17 protein-coding genes and 1 pseudogene are annotated in these 17,368 nt (G+C 70.3%); 12 read left to right on the plus strand and 6 right to left on the minus strand.

Annotated features, from left to right (window positions below; translation table 11 throughout):
- Positions 1–144: 144 nt before the first annotated feature.
- The 6 genes from B056_RS0107320 (at position 145) to B056_RS35625 (ending at position 5,925) form a co-directional block, all read left to right on the plus strand.
- Entirely contained in the window at positions 145–1,389 is a 1,245-nt protein-coding gene (locus B056_RS0107320; RefSeq protein ID WP_026239431.1) for a cytochrome P450, read from the plus strand.
- Between the two features lie 261 nt (positions 1,390–1,650).
- Entirely contained in the window at positions 1,651–2,937 is a 1,287-nt protein-coding gene (locus B056_RS0107325) for a cytochrome P450 (protein ID WP_018501237.1), read from the plus strand.
- Entirely contained in the window at positions 2,934–3,674 is a 741-nt protein-coding gene (locus B056_RS0107330) for an SDR family NAD(P)-dependent oxidoreductase (protein ID WP_018501238.1), read from the plus strand. The genes B056_RS0107325 and B056_RS0107330 overlap by 4 nt, the downstream gene beginning before the upstream one ends.
- Before the next feature lie 120 nt (positions 3,675–3,794).
- Positions 3,795–4,406, plus strand: a complete 612-nt coding sequence (locus B056_RS0107335; RefSeq protein ID WP_020572367.1) for a TetR/AcrR family transcriptional regulator — start codon at positions 3,795–3,797, stop codon at positions 4,404–4,406.
- Between the two features lie 112 nt (positions 4,407–4,518).
- A complete protein-coding gene (locus tag B056_RS0107340; protein WP_018501240.1) occupies positions 4,519–5,106 on the plus strand; it encodes a DUF1003 domain-containing protein in 588 nt (195 codons plus the stop codon).
- Positions 5,107–5,385: 279 nt separating this feature from the next.
- Complete coding sequence (locus B056_RS35625) at positions 5,386–5,925, plus strand: choice-of-anchor K domain-containing protein (protein ID WP_020572368.1); 540 nt, start codon at positions 5,386–5,388, stop codon at positions 5,923–5,925.
- Between the two features lie 48 nt (positions 5,926–5,973).
- Here the strand turns inward: B056_RS35625 and B056_RS0107350 are convergent, their stop codons facing one another.
- The gene (locus B056_RS0107350; protein ID WP_018501242.1) at positions 5,974–7,083 is read right to left on the minus strand and encodes an ABC transporter substrate-binding protein; all 1,110 of its coding nucleotides are present in this window, start codon (positions 7,081–7,083) and stop codon (positions 5,974–5,976) included.
- Between the two features lie 453 nt (positions 7,084–7,536).
- Here B056_RS0107350 and B056_RS0107355 point away from each other — a divergent pair, with 453 nt between their 5' ends.
- Complete coding sequence (locus tag B056_RS0107355; RefSeq protein WP_026239432.1) at positions 7,537–8,112, plus strand: TetR/AcrR family transcriptional regulator; 576 nt, start codon at positions 7,537–7,539, stop codon at positions 8,110–8,112.
- A gap of 225 nt (positions 8,113–8,337) precedes the next feature.
- On the opposite strand, the gene B056_RS0107365 is transcribed toward B056_RS0107355, so the two are convergent.
- The gene (locus B056_RS0107365) at positions 8,338–10,368 is read right to left on the minus strand and encodes a molybdopterin-containing oxidoreductase family protein (RefSeq protein ID WP_051105567.1); all 2,031 of its coding nucleotides are present in this window, start codon (positions 10,366–10,368) and stop codon (positions 8,338–8,340) included.
- A 55-nt stretch (positions 10,369–10,423) separates the two neighbouring features.
- Positions 10,424–10,654: pseudogene (locus tag B056_RS0107370) on the minus strand (hypothetical protein); the annotation flags it as partial.
- A 618-nt stretch (positions 10,655–11,272) separates the two neighbouring features.
- Here B056_RS0107370 and B056_RS0107375 point away from each other — a divergent pair.
- From B056_RS0107375 to B056_RS0107385, 3 genes are all read left to right on the plus strand, one after another.
- Positions 11,273–11,884 (plus strand): MerR family transcriptional regulator, encoded by a 612-nt coding sequence (locus B056_RS0107375; protein ID WP_230202872.1) that lies wholly within the window; start codon positions 11,273–11,275, stop codon positions 11,882–11,884.
- Entirely contained in the window at positions 11,881–12,354 is a 474-nt protein-coding gene (locus B056_RS0107380) for a nuclear transport factor 2 family protein (RefSeq protein ID WP_018501247.1), read from the plus strand. The genes B056_RS0107375 and B056_RS0107380 overlap by 4 nt, the downstream gene beginning before the upstream one ends.
- A gap of 360 nt (positions 12,355–12,714) precedes the next feature.
- Complete coding sequence (locus tag B056_RS0107385) at positions 12,715–13,935, plus strand: ABC transporter substrate-binding protein (protein ID WP_026239434.1); 1,221 nt, start codon at positions 12,715–12,717, stop codon at positions 13,933–13,935.
- Positions 13,936–14,001: 66 nt separating this feature from the next.
- On the opposite strand, the gene B056_RS0107390 is transcribed toward B056_RS0107385, so the two are convergent.
- From B056_RS0107390 to B056_RS0107400, 3 genes are read right to left on the minus strand one after another with little or no spacing between them, the layout of a single operon-like run.
- On the minus strand, positions 14,002–14,412 hold the full coding sequence (locus B056_RS0107390; protein WP_018501249.1) for an arsenate reductase ArsC: 411 nt from the start codon (positions 14,410–14,412) through the stop codon (positions 14,002–14,004).
- A gap of 11 nt (positions 14,413–14,423) precedes the next feature.
- Positions 14,424–15,215: an aquaporin gene (locus B056_RS0107395; RefSeq protein ID WP_230202873.1), complete on the minus strand. Its 792-nt coding sequence runs from the start codon at positions 15,213–15,215 to the stop codon at positions 14,424–14,426.
- A gap of 9 nt (positions 15,216–15,224) precedes the next feature.
- On the minus strand, positions 15,225–15,740 hold the full coding sequence (locus B056_RS0107400) for an ArsI/CadI family heavy metal resistance metalloenzyme (protein ID WP_035750509.1): 516 nt from the start codon (positions 15,738–15,740) through the stop codon (positions 15,225–15,227).
- Positions 15,741–15,977: 237 nt separating this feature from the next.
- Between B056_RS0107400 and B056_RS43515 the strand changes: the two genes are divergently transcribed.
- Together B056_RS43515 and B056_RS0107410 are read left to right on the plus strand one after the other, a co-directional pair.
- Positions 15,978–16,226, plus strand: a complete 249-nt coding sequence (locus B056_RS43515) for a hypothetical protein (protein ID WP_018501252.1) — start codon at positions 15,978–15,980, stop codon at positions 16,224–16,226.
- Between the two features lie 237 nt (positions 16,227–16,463).
- Positions 16,464–17,354, plus strand: coding sequence for a PaaI family thioesterase (locus B056_RS0107410; protein WP_018501253.1), 891 nt, complete (start codon positions 16,464–16,466; stop codon positions 17,352–17,354).
- Positions 17,355–17,368 lie beyond the last annotated feature (14 nt).

Consider the following 17,368-nt stretch of genomic DNA (forward strand, 5'->3'; position numbering starts at 1 on the left):
AGCCGTCCAGCCTGGGCCGGACCGGGCGCGGCGGGCGCAGCGCGGCGTGCGGCACCGCGAGGGCGATGTCAAGTGGCCGTCGAGAAAGCTTTCTCGACGGCCACCCGAGGTGTGCGCGGCGGGCCGGGCGGGAACCGCAGGGGCGTGCCCCAGTCGACGACGTGGCCGAACGCGGTACACCGCTCACTGCCCGATCTCCTGTGCTGGCTGGACGGGCTGCGTCGGCGCGGCCAGGTCCACCGCGACGACCGGCAGCGGTGCTGGCACGTCCTCGGCCATCCGGAGGCCAACGCCGTCCTCGCGGACCACCGCTCGTTCTCCTCGGATCTGCGCGACCTGCTGCCACGGCGGGAGGACCTGGCGGAAGACGACCTTCCCGACGAGATGGAGCTGTTCCAGCGGGGCAACTTCGTCCGCCTCGACCCGCCCGAGCAGCACCGGCTGCGCGGGCTGGCCAGCCGGGCGTTCACGCCGAGAACGGTCGCCGGGCTGGCCCCGCGCATCGCCGAGGTCACCACCGAGCTGCTCGACGCGACCGGCGGGCGGACCCGTCTGGAGCTGATCGACGACCTCGCCTACCCGCTGCCGGTCATCGTGATCGCCGAGCTTCTCGGCCTTCCCGCCGCCGACCGCCCGATGTTCCGACGCTGGGCCGACGCCCTGTTCGACCGGGAGGTCACGGACCCGGAGCAGCCGCTGACCGAGCTCGCCGCGGCGAACACCCGGACGGCCGGCCCGGTGCTGCGCGAGATGAACGCGTATCTGCTGGACCGCATCCGGGCCTGCCGCGCCCACCCGGGCGACGATCTCATCGGCCGCCTCGTCCAGGTCGAGGCCGACGGCCAGCGGCTGGCCGACGAGGAGATCGTCGGCTTCGTGGGCCTGCTGCTGCTCGCCGGGCACATCACGACCACGGCGACCCTCGGCAACGCCGTCCTGGCGCTCGACGAGCATCCCGGCGCCGTGGCCGAGCTGCGCGCCGAGCCCGCCCTGCTCCCGGCGGCGATCGAGGAGGTCCTGCGGCTGCGGACCCCGTTCCCGCGGCTGGTGCGCCGGGCCGTCACCGACACCCGGGTGGGCGACGAGGTCATCCCGGCCGGCGCGGTCGTGACGATCTGGCTCACGGCGGCGAACCGCGACGAGCGGGTCTTCGCCGATCCCGACCGGTTCGACCCGCGCCGCGCGCCCAATCCGCACCTCGCCTTCGGGCACGGCGTCCACTTCTGCCTCGGTGCCCCGCTGGCGAGGCTGGAGGCGAGAACGGCGCTGGGAATCCTGCTCGACCGATACTCCGACATCGCGGTCGCGACCGACGCCCCCGTCCGGCACCGAGACCCGTGGACGATGGTCAGCGTCAACAGCCTGCCGCTGGACGTCCACTCCCGCTGACGCCGGGCGCCGGTCTTTCCCGCTCCCGCCGGACGAGGCGACGTCCGCGCTGGACGCGGCCGGCGCGGCCGGCGCGGCCACGCCGCGCGGGACACCTTCGTCGCCATTCCGCGGACCTGCGGCTTCAACGCCTGACCGGGCCTTCCACGGATACACCCTTGCCGCCCCGGACCGGCGTGTGTTAGACATCTGCCCAAGACGTTTGAGCGACTGCCAAAACATCGTGTGCCGTCCGCTCCCACGCTTCAGAAGGGGCGCAGGTTGACCGACTGGACGACGACCGACTTCTTCAACGACGAGTCACTCGCCGAAGACCCGTACCCTTATTTCGACGAACTGCGCTCGGTGTGCCCGGTGCTGCCTTTACCTCATCTCGGGGTGGTGGCGGTCACCGGTTACGACGAGGCGCACGAAGTTTACCGTGACGTGGAGACTTTCTCGTCCTGCAACTCGGTCGTGGGCCCGTTCGCGACATTTCCCGTCCCGTTGGAGGGCGACGAGGTCGGGGCCATCATCGACCGCCATCGGGATCAGCTGCCGATGAACGAGCACATGGTCACGATGGACCCTCCGATGCACACCCGCGAGCGGGCGCTGGTCATGCGCATGCTCACCCCGAAACGGTTACAGGAGAACGAGGCCTTCATCTGGCAGCTGGCCGACCGCCAGCTCGACGAGTTCATCGCGGACGGCCGCTGCGAGTTCATCCGGGCGTACGCGCAGCCCTTCTCCATGCTGGCGGTGGCCGATGTCCTGGGCGTTCCGGAATCCGATCACCAGCGGTTCCGTGAGGGGTTCGGGCTGGCCGTCAGCCCCGGCCAGATCGGCGCCGGCGATCAGCCCGAGGACGAGCTGAACGCGCTCGGCTGGCTCGACGCCTGGTTCGCCCGCTACATCGAGAGCCGGCGGCGCGAACCGCGCAGCGACGTGCTGACCCAGATGGCGGCGGCCACCTACCCGGACGGGACGACCCCCGAGGTCACCGCCGTGGTGCGGGCGGCCACCTTCCTGTTCGCCGCCGGGCAGGAGACGACGGCGCGCCTGCTCGGCGCCGCGCTGAAGTTCATCGCGCAGGACCCGGCCCTGCAGGAGGAGATCCGGGCGCACCGTGAGCGCATCCCGGACCTCATCGAGGAGACGCTGCGGGTCGAGAGCCCGGTGAAGGCGGACTTCCGCCTGGCCCGGCGGACGACGACCATCGGCGACGTCGAGGTGCCGGCGGGCACCCCGGTCATGCTCCTCAACGGCGCGGCCAACCGGGACCCGCGCCAGTTCGAATGCCCGGCGGAGTTCCGCGTCGACCGGCGCAACGTCCGCCAGCACATCGCCTTCGGCCGCGGGATCCACTCCTGCCCCGGCGGCCCGCTCGCCCGCGTCGAGGGCCGCATCAGCCTGGAGCGGATCCTCGACCGGACCGCGGACATCCGGATCTCCGAGGAGCACCACGGCCCGCCGGACGCCCGGCGCTTCGACTACGAGCCGACCTGGATCCTGCGCGGGCTGACCAACCTGCACCTGGAGTTCACGCCCGTCGAGCCGGTCCGATGAGCCGCGTCGCCGTCGTCACCGGCGGGGCGTCCGGTATCGGTCTCGGTGTGGCCCGGCTGTTGCTCGCCGACGGCCACCGCGTCGCCATCCTGGACCTCGACGCCCGGGCGGTCCGGGCGGCGGCCACCGAGCTCGCCGCCATCGGAAAAGTGCTGGCGGTGGCGGCCGACGTCGCCGACCGAGCATCGGTCGACGCCGCCTTCGAGCAGGTCCGCGCCCAGCTCGGGCCGGTGCAGATCCTGGTCACGAGCGCCGGCGTCGAGTCCTTCGACCCGCTGCTCGACATCACCGCGGACGTCTGGAACCGCATCATCGCCGTCAATCTCACCGGGACGTTCAGCTGCGCGCAGGCCGCCGCGCCCGACATGATCGCCGCGGGCTGGGGCCGGATCGTCACGATCTCCTCGTCGAGCGCCCAGTCCGGCGCGCCGAACATGGCGCACTACACCGCGGCCAAGGGCGGCGTCATCGCGCTCACGAAATCCCTGGCTGTCGAGCTCGCCGGCCACGGCATCACCGCCAACACCATCCCGCCGGCCATAGTCGACACTCCGATGGCCCGGCGGGGAGAGGCCAACGGCAACATCCCCGGCGTCGACCTGATCTCGACCATGGTTCCGCTCGGCCGGGCCGGCACCCCGGAGGACATCGCGGCGGCCTGTTCGTTCCTCTGCTCCGAGGGGGCCGGCTACATCACGGGTCAGGTGATCGGGGTGAACGGAGGAATATATATTTGATCCATAATGCGGGTCGGGTCGGTCCGGGGCACGTCCGGCGGCAGGTCGCTGGCGTGCCATCCGACCGGCCCGAAACACCGGGTTCGCGACCAGCGGCCCCGGGTGGGATATGACAGGGAGATGGCCAGCCAACGCCGCGCCGGTTCGGCCGCGTCGAGTACCCGCGACCAGCTGCTCGACGCGGCGGAGCAACTGATGCTGGAGGAGGGCTACGCCGCGGTCACCTCGCGTCGCGTCGGCGCTCGGGCCGGGCTCACACCCCAGCTGGTGCACTACTACTTCCGCACCATGGACGATCTCTTCCTGGAGATCTTCCGCCGCCGCGCGGACGTCGGTCTGCAGCTCTTCCGGGAGGCACTCCAGCATCGGCCGACGCTGCGGCAGCTGTGGGACCTGCGCGACACGGGCATGACGACGCCCAGATTCAATCTCGAGTTCATGGCGCTGGCCAACCACCGCAAGGCGGTCCGGGAAGTCCTCACCGAGTACTACCGGAGCTACCGCGATGTCCAGCTCGCCGCCTTCACGGCCGCACTGGCGGACCTCGGGGTCCCGCCGGAACGCTGCCCGCCGCTGGTCGCCCGACTGGCCATGATCGGAATTACCCAGATCATGGCGATCGACGCCGATCTGGGTGTCGAGTCCGACCCCGAAATCGTCGATGACTTCATCAGAAGACAGATCGAGGACCTGGTCAGGCAAGGGCCGGAGCGGACCGACAGCGAAACCTAGCTCGTCCGCCGACGGCACCGGCGCGTCGGTACGGCGGCGACAGCGGCGGCGGTCCCGCTGCTGGTGGGGGACACCGCCGCGGGCCGTGGCGCCGCGGGCGCAGGATTGAGACGTGAGCACCGATCCTGAGCAGCCGGCGGCCTCCCCGCCCGTGGTTCCCCCACAGCCCCCGCCGTTCTCCCAGCCCTCTCGGCCCTCTCAACCCGCGCAGCCTCGGCCGCGCCCGCACCCCCGGGTCCGCAACGAGCGGGCCCTGGCCGCCCGGGCGCGGACGTCCCAGGACAGGATCTCGGACGCGATCACGGCGTTCGCCGGGTCACTGCCCTTCGTCTACCTGCACGCCGCGTGGTTCACGATCTGGATCCTGCTGAACAAGGGCGTGTTCGGGGACGCGGCCGTCTTCGACCCCTACCCGTTCGGCCTGCTCACGATGATCGTCAGCCTGGAGGCGATCTTCCTTTCCACGTTCGTGATGATCAGCCAGAACCGCCAGGCCGCGCGCGAGGACATCCGGGCCGATCTCGACTTCGAGACCAACCTCCGTTCCGAGGTCTGGTCGGTGCACATCGGCAAGGCGCTGGGCCTGGACGCGGAGGCCATCGAACGCCATGCCACCGAGGTCATCGCCGCGAGCAAGGCGGCGATCAGCCGCGGGGAGACGTCCACCCCGCAGGTCACCGCCCAGACGCCGGGTCGGTAGCCCCTGCCCTCCACCAGCGGTGCCAGGCCGTGGGCGGCCGACCGGCACCCGATCGACACCGATTGGCGGGTCAGCGGCTACTCAAAGCGCCAGCCATATCGTTCACCTGGCACTACTGACATTCTCCGTGCCCGTTCCCTTGCCCTGTGCGATGATCTCGGAGTCGCGCGGAGGGATGCGCTCCCGAACTCGACGGCCGCACGACGGGAACTCGTTCGGCGCAGCCGGGGGAAGTTCGGCGCAGCCGGGGGACGGAGTACTTCCACTGTGGGCACAGTCATGACCAGCGGCAGGTGGACGCGCGTCAGCGTGGATGACCTTCCGGGCCTCACGTTCCGCCAGGAGAGCGACGGCAGGAGCGAGGTCCGCTGGGGCGAACCACTCTACGGGGGCGCCGGGAGCGGCTACGACTTCGAGGGCTGCGCCACCGACGCGCCCGTCGACGGCACGGACTTCCCGCTGGGCAGATTCACCCATCACAACCGGAGAATCCAGTTACCGACGCGCTGGCAGTTCTGGGTGTATCTCACGGTCAGCGTGTACTTCGAGGACGTGGGGATCGGGCACGACCTCACCGTGCGTTTCCGCCACGAGGAGATACCGAACCAGGGCGCGCACCCGAACGACGTGATTCCGCTCCCGAAGGTCCACGCGAACGGCCTTGTTCACCTCGACGGGATCGAGCACCGGGTGACGATCACCGGTTTCCTGCTGGGCCAGGGGTCACGGCGCGGGCGGGTCTCCACCTTCGACGTCCCCGAGGGCAGTTCGATCAGCGCCGGGCTCCTCGCGCGCTTCGAGCGGACGGCCGAGTCATGACCGTCCGGTCAGGGCCGACCGAGCCCTGACCGGACGGTCATCCGACGATCAGGGCTCGGTCGGGTTGAGAATCCCGTCGACCTCGGCGTCGGTGAGGTTGTAGTTGTAGAAGGTCGTGTAGAAGGTCTTGATCTCCTTCGCGATGTCCACGTCGGCGAAGCGGTCGGGGTGCAGGGTCTTGGCCACCCACAGCGGCTGCAGCGCGGACTCGGCGCTGCGCGCGGCCCAGACGAACACCCCGCGCGGGTTGGTGATCACGTGATGGTTCCGCACCGCGGCCACGGTCGACCAGCGGTCGTCCTTCAGGATCTCCTCACAGGTCGAGTGGTCCCGGCAGATGATGTAGTCCGGGTTCCAGGCGAACACGGTCTCGAGCGTCACCGACTTGGCGGTGCCCTCGACCCCGCTGTTCTCCGTGGCGGCCACCCCACCGCCCTGACGTGCCCAGACCTCGGCGATCGTCTTGCTGGCGTCGGTGTTCAGCGGGTCGTTCGCCGTGTAGTAGATCTTCGGGCGTTCCGCGTCGGGGATGTCCTTCGTGCCCTCGGCGGCGCGTTCGAGCGCGCTGCCGTAGAACTCGGTGAACTTCTTCGCCCGCGCCGGCGCGTCCCCGCCGAGCACGTCGGCGATGAAGGTGACGCCCTCCTTTAGCTTGTCGGAGTTCGGGAAGCTGGCGACGTCGAGAGCCGGAATCCCCAGATCGGTGATCGTCTTCCGCAGCGTCTCGTTGCCGCTGGTCAGGAGTACCAGGTCCGGCTTCTGCGCCAGCAGGACCTCGTTGTTCACGGTGGTCGTGTCCGTGCCGAAGACGGCGGTCTTCTCCGCGAGCGGCGGATAGATCTTCTTGAACAGCGGCAGGGTCGTCAGGTTGCTCTCGGTCACGCCGACCTGCCGCTCGATCGCGCCGAGCAGGAAGACGATCTGGGTGACCGCCGGATAGTTGGTGACGATCCGCATCGGGCGCGTCGGCACCTCGACGCTGTTGCCCGACATGTCGACGACGGTGTGCGTCGTCGCCTCGGCCTGGGTCGTCGTGTCGGCGGAACCGCTCTGGGCGCTGGTGGTGTCGTCACCGCAGGCGGTCAGGGCCAGGAGCGCGAGCAGCGCCGCCACCAGGACGGCGGTGAGGCGGCGATACAGGAATCGGATATCTGCCATGTGCGATTGCAGTCCTCGGACGAGTGCTTCGACAGGGGTCTACGGTGACGGCGACGGGGCCCACCGGCGTGGCGACCTGACCTGGCCAGGGTGCGGTCGACGGCTCGATGTCCGGCTGAGGGCGTGCGACGCCGCACCATGATCTCAACAGATCCGCGGATGCGGTCCGTGTCGCGAATATAGTCCGCATACGCTTATCTAGTTTGGAGTTTTCTCCGAATCTGCGGATCGAAACCGGTCGGTGGCGGTCGGTGGCGGCTCCGGCAGCGCCACGGGCCGCGGCCGCGGCCGCCGCGCACGTCGAGCCCGGCCTCGACCTCGGCGGCGACCGGGACACGGACGGTTCCGGCGGGGCGCGCGGCCAGCGTGACCTTGACCGTTGGACGGTAGGCTCTCGCCGGTTGGGCTGATCGTCAGCTCGGTGATGCCTGGTTGGCGAGGTGTGGCGGGTCCGTGACGGTTCGGCGGCGGCCCGGGGCCGCACGGGAACGGGTGCTCGCCGTCGCGTTGGAACTGTTCGCCCGGAACGGGGTCAGCGGTACCTCGATCCAGATGATCGCCGACGAGCTGGGCGTGACCAAGGCGGCCGTCTACTTCCAGTTCAACGCCAAGGAGGAGTTGCTCCAGGCGCTGGTCGCCCCGGCCCTCGAGGAGATGCGGAAGGTGACCGAGGCGGCGGAGGCCCGCCGCCGGCCGGCCGATCAGCTGTCCACCGCGCTGACGGGCGTGGTGGACATGATCATCAAGAACAGTCGGCTGAACGCGGTCGTGCTGGCCGATCCCGCCGTGAGCCGCCTGGCCCGGGAGGACCCGATCCTGCGGGATCTCGCGGCCAGGCTGGACCGGATCCTGGCCGGCCCGGACCCGGATGTCGAGGCGCTCGTGACCACCGTGATGGTCAGCGGCGGCCTGATGGCGGCGACGACGGACCCGCGCCTGGCCGAACTCGACCAGGACCTCCTTCGGCGCCACCTGCTGAACATCGCGCGCCGCATGTTCGGCCTGCGCGCCATCCGCGCCCAGGACTGAGCGGGAGTACTCCGAGCGCGTTCCAGCCGAGGGCCGCCCCGATTGTTCCCCGTGGCCCACTGCGCCACCCGGTGCCGCGGCGGGTCACCGGCGGTGCCACCGGTCCCGGCGGTCACCGGCGGTCCCGGCGGTCCCGGCGGTCACCGACTTGCTCTCGTCCTCGTTCATCGGGAACGTGGTTTCCTCGCCGGGGATGGACGGAAGGGCGAGGCCGTACCCGGCCGCTCAGGCCGGGTGCACGCTCACCGGGATGGCGTTGTAGCGGGCCATGCCGGTGACGAGGTCGACCTGGTTCCTGTCGGTCAGCCGGTTCACGTTCGCCGACTGGTGGCCGTGCGGTACCGAGACCGCTCCGCGGCGGATGGTTCCGTCGATCTTCGCGATCCCGGTGATCTCACCACTGGTCGAGCGGACGGTCACCGGCTGGCTGTCGACCACGCCGGCCGCCACCGCGTCGTCGGGGTGCAGGACGATCTCGGGCTGGTCGCCGAGGAAGTCCAGCTGGGAGTTCAGATGACGCTTCTGGCGCCGGGGGGTGAAGACGAGCGGGGCGGGCGGTTCGAGCGCGGCCAGCTGGTCGACGAGCAGTCGGGGGGCGAGGCGCCAGCCGCCCATCCGCTCGACGTGCCCGTCCACCCACGGCGACGGGACCTCGCGGGGAACCTCGACCCAGCCCGCGGAGACGACCTCGTCGAACGGGCGCCGGGCGTGGGCGGTGATCTCGGCGAGCAGGGTGTCGTCGGTGACCTGCCCGGAGCTGGTGTCGGCGAGCTGGTGACCGAGGCGCCGCCCGAGCTCCGCGAGCACCCACCACACGGAACGCCGGTCCCCGACCGGTTCGACGACCGCGGGGGTGTGCTGGGTGGCGACGCGCTGGATCAGGAAGTCCCACAGGCTCACGTCGGCCCGTTCCAGCTGGTCCTTGGTCGGCAGGACGTGGGTGGACAGGGCCGTCGTCTCGTTACTGATGATCTCGATGGTGGCGAACAGCTCCAGTTCCCGCAGCGCGGGGACCAGCGTCTCGGTGTCGGGGAAGGCCGTGACGAGATGCCCGCCGAGATTGAGGACCGCCCGGATGTTGCCGGCGCGGATCTCGTCGGCCAGGACGGCACACGGCCACTCGCCGAGGAAGGAGTGCGTCTCCGGGCGGCTGCGCGGGCCCGGCCCGAACGAGCCCTCGACCGGTGAGACCGGCAGCTCGTAGGCCTCCAGCTGGTTCTTGAAACCGGGGTGGAACCAGGCGCCGCCAGGCTGGTTCATCGACCCGGTAATGATCATCAATGACCAGGCGAGCCACTGCGTGACGTTCGCGCTGGACGCCATGGTGACGCCGGTCCCGGTCTCGACCGCGACCCGCCCCGCCCGCCGCGCGCCGGCGAGGAGCGCGGCCAGATCCTCGGCGGAGACGTCGGCGATCCGGGCGGTGTGCTCCGAGGTGAACGGCTCGACGGCGGCGGCCAGCGTCTCGACGCCCTGCGTGTGCCGGGCGACCGCCTCGCGGTCGGCGCCGTCACGCAGGACCTCGCGAACCAGGTGGGCGAGGATCGCGTAGTCGGTGCCGGGGCGCGGGGCGAGATGGTGGCCGGCCAGGCGGGCGGTCTCGGTGTCACGGGGGTCGATCACCCACACCTCCGCCCGCTCCCGCAGCGCCCGCAGGGTGCCCGTCGGGTTCGGCATCGCGACGGTGTGCCCGTGGGAGACCACCGGGTTGCTGCCGACGAAGATGACGAACGACGCGTTGTCGTAGTCGGGCCGGCCGCTGAGCGCCGGTGAGCCACCCACCAGATCCGCGATCAGCACCTTGGCCGTTCCGTCGATGGTCAGCGGGCTGAACCTCGCCGGCGTGCCGATCGCGGCGTGCAGGGCCTGCGCCATCGTGTAGCCGGCGGCGTCCATGCCGATGCCGCTGCCGAAGAAGACACCGACCGATTCGGGCCCGTGCCGCTCGATGATGGTTCGCAACCGGCCGCCGAGATCGTCCAGGCACTCCTCCCAGGTGGTCGACCGCAGCTCGCCGTCGACCTTCATCAGCGGACGTTCGATGCGGTCCGGATGATGGTGCATCCGCGGCAGTGACCGGCCCTTCGGGCAGGTGTAGCCCCGCGACAGCGGGTGGTCCCGGTCGCCCCGCACCCGGATCACCTCGTCACCGACCGTCTCGACGAGGATTCCGCACACGGACGTACAGATCCGGCAGAAGCTGCGGACCGTCCTCGTGTCGGTGATCGGCAGCTCCGTAACCGATAACTCCGTCATCGTCACCCTCCAGACCGTTCAGGACCCTTCGGGTCCTGGCATTGGTTTCACCGGGTCAGCCACCGATCGCGGACATCGGCCGGTCCGGCTGGTGGAAGGCCGGGCCGTCGATGCCGTGACCGGCACGCTTGCCCCGGACGGCGGCCCGCCACAGCTCGGCGAGCTGGGTGTCACTCGCCCCGGCGCGCAGCGGTGTGCGCAGGGAGGCCTGGATCTCCGGCGCGGTGACCATCCGCGACCGGTCCCAGCCGTGCCGGGCGTCCAGCGGCATCTGCTCGATGAAGCGAGACGCGCAGATCCGTCGCGATCCGCCCGAACCCGTCGAGCAGACCCGCGCCCGCCAGGACAGGCGTCACCGGAACCTCCGGGAGCCGCCCCGGCCCTCGGACCTGGACGGGATCCGGGCTCCCCCGGAGCGGGGCCGTCTGGACATCGCTGGATCCTCAAAGGCCGGGCGGCTCACGGCCAGGTGCGGCCGTCAGCACTGAGAAGGTCGATTCCCACTGATCGCCAGGTCGACGCGCCGGCGCAGGGCGTACACGTGGAACTTGCGACCTGAACACGACTGAGCCTAGACGGACGTCAAGGCTTTGCACAGACGATCGTGAAGTTCCGCGGCCTGCGATCGAGCAGCGGGACCTCGCCACGCCCATCCGGTACGCCGGGCCCGGCACCAGGCGTCGTCGACGATCCACGACCACCGGCGCATCTTCGGCGCGCCACTCAGGATGGCCATCGCTCCCCCGCCCGACACCGCATCGTCTACGACGATCCGTAGAACTTTCCTCCGCACTTTAGACGCCGTGTCTGCGTGGACCCTGGAACTCCCTTTCCCGCATGACTTGAACCTGACGTGACGTCAGGTCCTAGGTTCGATCGCGCGGCACCAGGCGAGGAGAAAGTCGTGTCACGACAGGACGGGATGTGGCGGATCGGCGAGCTGGCCCGCGCGACCGGGCTCACCGTCCGGACGCTGCACCACTACGACCGGCTCGGCCTGCTCTCGTCGCGGTCGCGAACCGAGGGCGGGCACCGCTGCTACACCAGCGGCGACGTCCGGCGCCTGCACCGCATCGTCGCGCTGCGCAGCCTGGGCCTCTCCCTGGAGGAGATCGGGATGCTCCTGGACGGCGAGCCCGATCCGACCAGCCTGCTCCGCCGCCAGCTCGGCGTCGTGGAGGAGCGCATCCGCAAGGCGTCCGCCCTGCGGACCCGGCTGCTGGACGTCCTGGACAGCCTGGGCCGGAACACCGGACCTTCCACTCGGCAACTCCTGCAACTCATCGAGGAGACCACTGCGATGAACGAGACGATGATCCCAGAGCAGTTCGCGGAGCTGAAGGAAGCGAGAGAACAGCGGGTACGACAACTGAGCGACGGGGATTTCGCCGCGCTCAGCCAGACGAGGAAAGACGCGTGGAGCGCGCTCAGCCGCCAGGAACAGCAGCGCCTGACCGTGCGGCTCCGCAAGATGATTCCGAGGACCGCCGGTGGCAACGGGAAGGGCCGACCATGAGCCCTGTCGCCTCAGAGCTGGCCGACCGCGCCGAGATCACCGGCCTTGTCAGCCGTTACTTCAGCGCGGTCGACGACAGGCGACTCGACCGCGCGACCGTGGAGGCGGTGTTCACCACCAGTGGCCGCCTGACCCGGCCCAACGGCGCGTCACTCGTAGGACCTGAGGCCATCGCCGCCGGGCAGAGCCAGAGCTTCGCCCGCTTCCGGGCAACCCAGCACGTCAGCTCCGACCACGTCATCGACCTCGACGGGGACAGCGCCCGACTCCGGGCCAACCTGATCGCCATGCACCTGTGGGCCGACCAGGAACGAGATCCCAATACGCTCCAAACGCATTTTCTTGCCGGCGGGGTGCTCCACGCTCTCGTGGTACGCACCGGTCGGGTATGGCGCCTCAGCGAACTGTCACTGCGCAATACCTGGAGAACTGGGAGCGGATACGCCGCGATGCTCTCGACCGGGAGATGACGGACGGCGGCTCCGACGGCACGGCGGCTCCGACGGCATCGACGGCGGCGTGAAGGCCGCCGAGATCATAGCCCTCGTCCTCGGTTCGAGACCCGACGGCTACTCGACCCCACCCGCCGGCAGCGTGCGGGAAATGTGCTCGGCGGAGCACTGACGGTGTCGTCTCCTGATTCCACGCCACAGCGCACCAGGCAGAAGGAAACCAACGGAACTCGGTAGATAGACTATCCGGGCTTGGCGCGTTCGGCCGAAGATTGACGAGGACTGGGGTTTGCATGACGGCGTATCCAGGAGCGGCCCGACCGGCCTGGCGCTTCGTCGATCTCGCTACCAGCCTCTTTATTTTCCGTGGAGAAACAGATGTTCCTGGGTAGATTATCGGCGAGGTTATGGGGAGGAGCGGCGGCCACGGTTCTTGTGGTTGCCGTGACCGGCTGTTCCGCGGGGGGCGGTGGTGGCACGGCGGCGGCCGCCGCCTGTGACAGCCCCGGCGTCACCGCCGACCAGGTGAAGCTCGGCCTCGTGGTCACCGACTCGGGTACCGGCAGCGCCGCGTTCGACTCGGCCCGCTCCGGTGTCGACGCCAGGATCGGGTTGGCCAACCAGGAAGGCGGCATAAACGGCCGCCAGATCGTATACCAGTGGCGTGACGACGCGAACTCCCCATCACAGAGCGCCAACGTCACCGCGAGCCTCGTCCAGCAGGACTCGGTCTTCGGCCTGGTGACGGCCACCTCCGCGATCGGGAACTCGCTGGACCAGCTTGCCGCGCAGAGCGTCCCCATTATCGGCTTCGCCCAACCGGACTGGGGTAAATACCAGAACTTCTTCTCCTATCTGTACGCGGCTTCGCCCGAGACCATCGGCCGCTACATTCTGGCCAGCGGCGGGACGAAGGTCGCCTTCGTGACCACGGGGGCGTCGACCTTCACGCTGCAGATCATGGCGCGATACCAGGCCGCCTTCCAGGCGATCGGTCTCGGCACGACCGACGCGATCTCCTACACGAGCAGCACGGACAACCCGGTCCGGGTGGTCCAGCAGATATCGGCCGCCGGCGCCGACTCCATGATCGGTTTCACGACCTCGGCGGACTTCGCCGCGATCGCCCAGGCCGCCCGCGCGGCGCGCCTGGACCTCTCCAGCAGCGTCGCGCTCACCGGGTACGACCACAGCCTGCTCGCCACGCTGGGCCCGGCGCTCTCCGGTGTCTCGTTCCCCGTCTACTTCCGGCCCTTCGAGGCCGGGGGCACGGCCCTCGACCGTTACCGCACGGCGATGACCCGCTTTGCGCCGGAGACTCTCGTGCCCGAACAGCAGTTCGCCATGCATGCCTACATCTACACCGACATGTTCCTGCGTGGCCTCGAACTGGCCGGCCCCTGCCCCACCCGCGAGGGATTCATCAGCGCGCTACGGAAGGTCACCGACTACGACGCGGGCGGCCTGATCGCGCCGATAAACCTCGGCGACAACGCCAGCCAGCCGCTCAACTGCTACGCCTTCGTCAAGATCAACCCGGCCGGAGACGCGTTCCAGGTCGTCCACGAACGCCTCTGCGCCAACGGCACGGGCACCTGAAACGTGTCGTTCGGTCTCGCCGCCTTCCTGCCGTCCCCGCGGGGGCGGGTGCGGTGGGGCCCGGAGTCAGGTACCGGCCGGCAGGAGTCCGCCGATCAGCCTCTCGACGCGGACGCGGATGGCATCACGTATCGCGCGGACCGCGTCGATGCCCTGACCGGCGGGGTCGTCGAGTCTCCAGTCCTCGTAGCGGGTACCGGGGAACACGGGACAGGCGTCTCCGCAGCCCATGGTGATGACCACGTCGGAGGCCCGGACGGCGTCGACGGTGAGGATCTTCGGAGCCTCGGCGGCGATGTCGATGCCGACTTCGCTCATCGCGGCGACGGCGGTCGGGTTGATCTGATCGGCGGGCAGGGAGCCGGCGGAACGGACCTCGATCCTCCCGGCGGCGAGGTGGGTGAGCCAGCCGGCGGCCATCTGGGAACGGCCGGCGTTGTGGACGCAGACGAACAGCACCGAGGGCTTCCCGGACACGAGCAGTCCTTTCAGGAGATCCCACCGGAAAAAGGTGGATGGGTGGTGTCGTTCACCGCGGCGGCCGGGTCCGAGTGCGGGAGCAGGAGCCGGGCGGCCCGCGCCGGGGCGGTCGGGGGCGGGGTCGGCGGGTAGAACAGCCGCACCAGCCCGCACCCGGCCAGCCCGCCGACGGCCTGCGCGGCGACGAACGCCGGCACGGAGGCGGGGGCGATCCCGGCGAAGGTGTCGGAGAAGATCCGTCCGACACTGATCGCCGGGTTCGCGAAACTGGTGGAGCTGGTGAACCAGTACGCCGCGCCGATGTAGGCGCCGACCGCGGCCGGGGCCCGTTCACCCCTCCCGGAACGCACCAGCGCGAAGACCAGCAGGACGAGGCCGGCGGTCGCGACGACCTCGGCCAGCAGGTGCGCCCCCGACGCCCGGTGATGCGTGGAGATCGACACCGCCGACCGGTCGAACATCAGGTTCGCCAGCACCGCCCCCGTCACACAGCCCGCGACCTGGGCGGGCGGATAGGCGGCGGCATCCCGCCACGACAGCCCCCCGAACACCGCGTCGACCGCCGTGACCACGGGGTTGAAGTGCGCCCCGGACACCGGCCCGACCATCAGGATGATCGCGTACAGGCCGGCGGCGGTCGCCGCGGCGTTCTCGACCAGCTGCAGGCCGATCTGGTCCGGGCTGAGCCGCTGCGCGGCGATCCCCGACCCGATGACCAGCGTGGTGAGCAGCATGCTGCCCACCGTTTCGGCGGCCAGCCGCCGCACCAGCGGCGGCTGGCGCTCTCCGTCGCCTGACACCTGGCGGGGTCAGCGTGCCGTGCCGGCAGACGCCGGTTCGATCGTCACCGTGGGAGCGCAGACCGGCCCGCGGTCACACGCGGAACCCGGGCCGTCGCCCGGCTCGACGGTACGCGGCCGCGTGCCGGTGCTGCCGGTGCTGTCAGCGATGTCGGCGAGAACCGTGTAGATCTCCCACGGCGCCCCGTCCGGGTCATCGACCCACACCTTGTCCTGCACAGCGTGACAGCAGGCGGTGCTCTCCTCGACCGCCGTGTCCAACCCCGCGCCCGAAAGCCGCGCGGTCGCGGCACCCACCTCGTCGGAGGACTCGACCTCGACCCCCAGGTGATTCAACGCCCCCGCGACGCCGGCGCCGCGGGCGTCCGGGTTCTCGATCAGCACCAGCTTCAACGGCGGCACGTCCACGGCGAAGTTCGCGTACCCCGGCCGGCGCTTCGCCGGCCCGACCCCGAACAGCTTCGAGTAGAACTCCACCGCGGCGCCCACATCGGACACGTTCAGCGCCAACTGCACCCTGGCCATCACAACCACCATCGCATCGATTCTCGTCTATGTTGCTGTCGAGCCGAGGATGGGTCCAGACATGGACGTCCGTCAATATGGCGGATCTCGCGCTGCGCCTGCTGGTCGACCCGTGGACGGCGGCCGTGGCGACGGCCGGGCCGGCCGCGCTCACCGTGACGTTGACCGGCCGGGGGGGGCGGCACCTGGTCGCTCGACCCCTCCGGCGCGCACGAGCGGCAGGACGGCGCCGGCCCGGTGGAACCCGACCCCGCCGCGGATCCGGCGCGTACGACCGGCCCGGCGCCGGCCCCGCCGGCCATGGGCACCATGGCCGCCGGCACCGTGACCACCGGCACCATGACCACCGTGACCTTGGGGATCGTCCCGTTCTGCCTGCTGGCCGGCGACCGCGCGACGGCGGACGCGGTGGCCACCCGGATGGGGGGCGACGAGCGGCTCGCCGTCGAGCTCCTCACCCTCGCGCCCAGCCTGGCCGGCCCCTGAAGGGAGTCTCCGGGCCGAGGTCGCGCAGACGGCGGGACCACACCGCCGGCGTCGCGTGACGCTCGGAGTCCGTCCAGCAGATCGTCAGGGTACTTCCCTTAACATCGAATCGGCCGTCACCAGCCGGCCCGGCAGCTGGGTACGGCTGATCGTGCGGCTCCGAGCCGTGATCCGCGACTGCCGAAGGCGCCGTTGGCGCGCAGTGACGAGCGGGCGGCTCAGATGAGGGAGTGCTTCATGACACCCGAGGCGGATACGCCGGGAGCAGCGCCGCGCCGCACCTTCGTCGGGGACACGGCTTCCACGGAACTGCTCGTCTCCGACCGGCGTTGCCTGATGTCGGCGCCGCTCAGCGACGCCGTCCGTTCCCCTGGGGGTTCCGCCTCACCGGGCATGATCCTCGCCCTCTTCGACGTCGGGGCGTCACACCCCACCATGATCGCCTGCCGCCCCGACTGGACCGCGACCCAGGACATCTCGCTGCACGGCGCGGATCCGATCAGCGAAGGTCCGATCGTGGTGGACAGCCAGCTCGTACGGGTCGGGAAGAAGATCACCATCGCGTCCGCCACCGTCTACGACGGGCACGGGGTGGACGACATCGAGAAACTCCAACGGCTGATCGATCAGGCGGAGCCGCCGGAGGCCCCCGCCGGCCTGACCCGGGCCGGCGCCGGCCTGATCACCTTCGCCCGCCTCCCCCGGGCGGCGGCCGCCGGCATGGGCGACTACGACCCGGGAAAGTGGATCGGGCAGGTCCGGCGTACCGGTACGGGCACGCCGGTCGAGGGCTCCCTCCACGAACGGCTGGGGCTGCGACTGATCGAGCCCCGCACCGGCCGGTTCGACCTGGACCGCACGCCGTACGTGACCAACAGCATCGGCACGATCCTCGGCGGCGCCCAGGCCGTCATGATCGAAGCCGCGGCCGAGGCCATGCGTCCCGGCCTGGTGGCGACGGACCTGCAGATCCATTTCCTGTCCCAGGTACGGAAGGGGCCGGCCCGAACGGCCGGCACGGTCCTGCGCGACGCGGACGACCACTCGGTGGTGACGGTTCGGGTCACCGACGCGGGCCACGACAACCAGATCCTCGCCCTCGCCACCGTCACCCTGCGGCGGAGATAGTCGGTCGATTCGGG

This window comes from Parafrankia discariae, assembly GCF_000373365.1.
Taxonomy (GTDB): Bacteria; Actinomycetota; Actinomycetes; order Frankiales; family Frankiaceae; genus Parafrankia; species Parafrankia discariae.

Excerpts from the sequence above, each read along its gene's own strand:
- B056_RS0107330 (WP_018501238.1), top strand. The coding sequence starts at position 2,934 with ATGAGCCGCGTCGCCGTCGTCACCGGCGGGGCGTCCGGTATCGGTCTC.
- B056_RS0107335 (WP_020572367.1), top strand. The coding sequence starts at position 3,795 with ATGGCCAGCCAACGCCGCGCCGGTTCGGCCGCGTCGAGTACCCGCGAC.
- B056_RS35625 (WP_020572368.1), top strand. The coding sequence starts at position 5,386 with ATGACCAGCGGCAGGTGGACGCGCGTCAGCGTGGATGACCTTCCGGGC.
- B056_RS0107365 (WP_051105567.1), bottom strand. The coding sequence starts at position 10,368 with ATGACGGAGTTATCGGTTACGGAGCTGCCGATCACCGACACGAGGACG.
- B056_RS0107380 (WP_018501247.1), top strand. The coding sequence starts at position 11,881 with ATGAGCCCTGTCGCCTCAGAGCTGGCCGACCGCGCCGAGATCACCGGC.
- B056_RS0107350 (WP_018501242.1), bottom strand. The coding sequence starts at position 7,083 with ATGGCAGATATCCGATTCCTGTATCGCCGCCTCACCGCCGTCCTGGTG.
- B056_RS0107400 (WP_035750509.1), bottom strand. The coding sequence starts at position 15,740 with ATGGCCAGGGTGCAGTTGGCGCTGAACGTGTCCGATGTGGGCGCCGCG.
- B056_RS0107385 (WP_026239434.1), top strand. The coding sequence starts at position 12,715 with ATGTTCCTGGGTAGATTATCGGCGAGGTTATGGGGAGGAGCGGCGGCC.
- B056_RS0107410 (WP_018501253.1), top strand. The coding sequence starts at position 16,464 with ATGACACCCGAGGCGGATACGCCGGGAGCAGCGCCGCGCCGCACCTTC.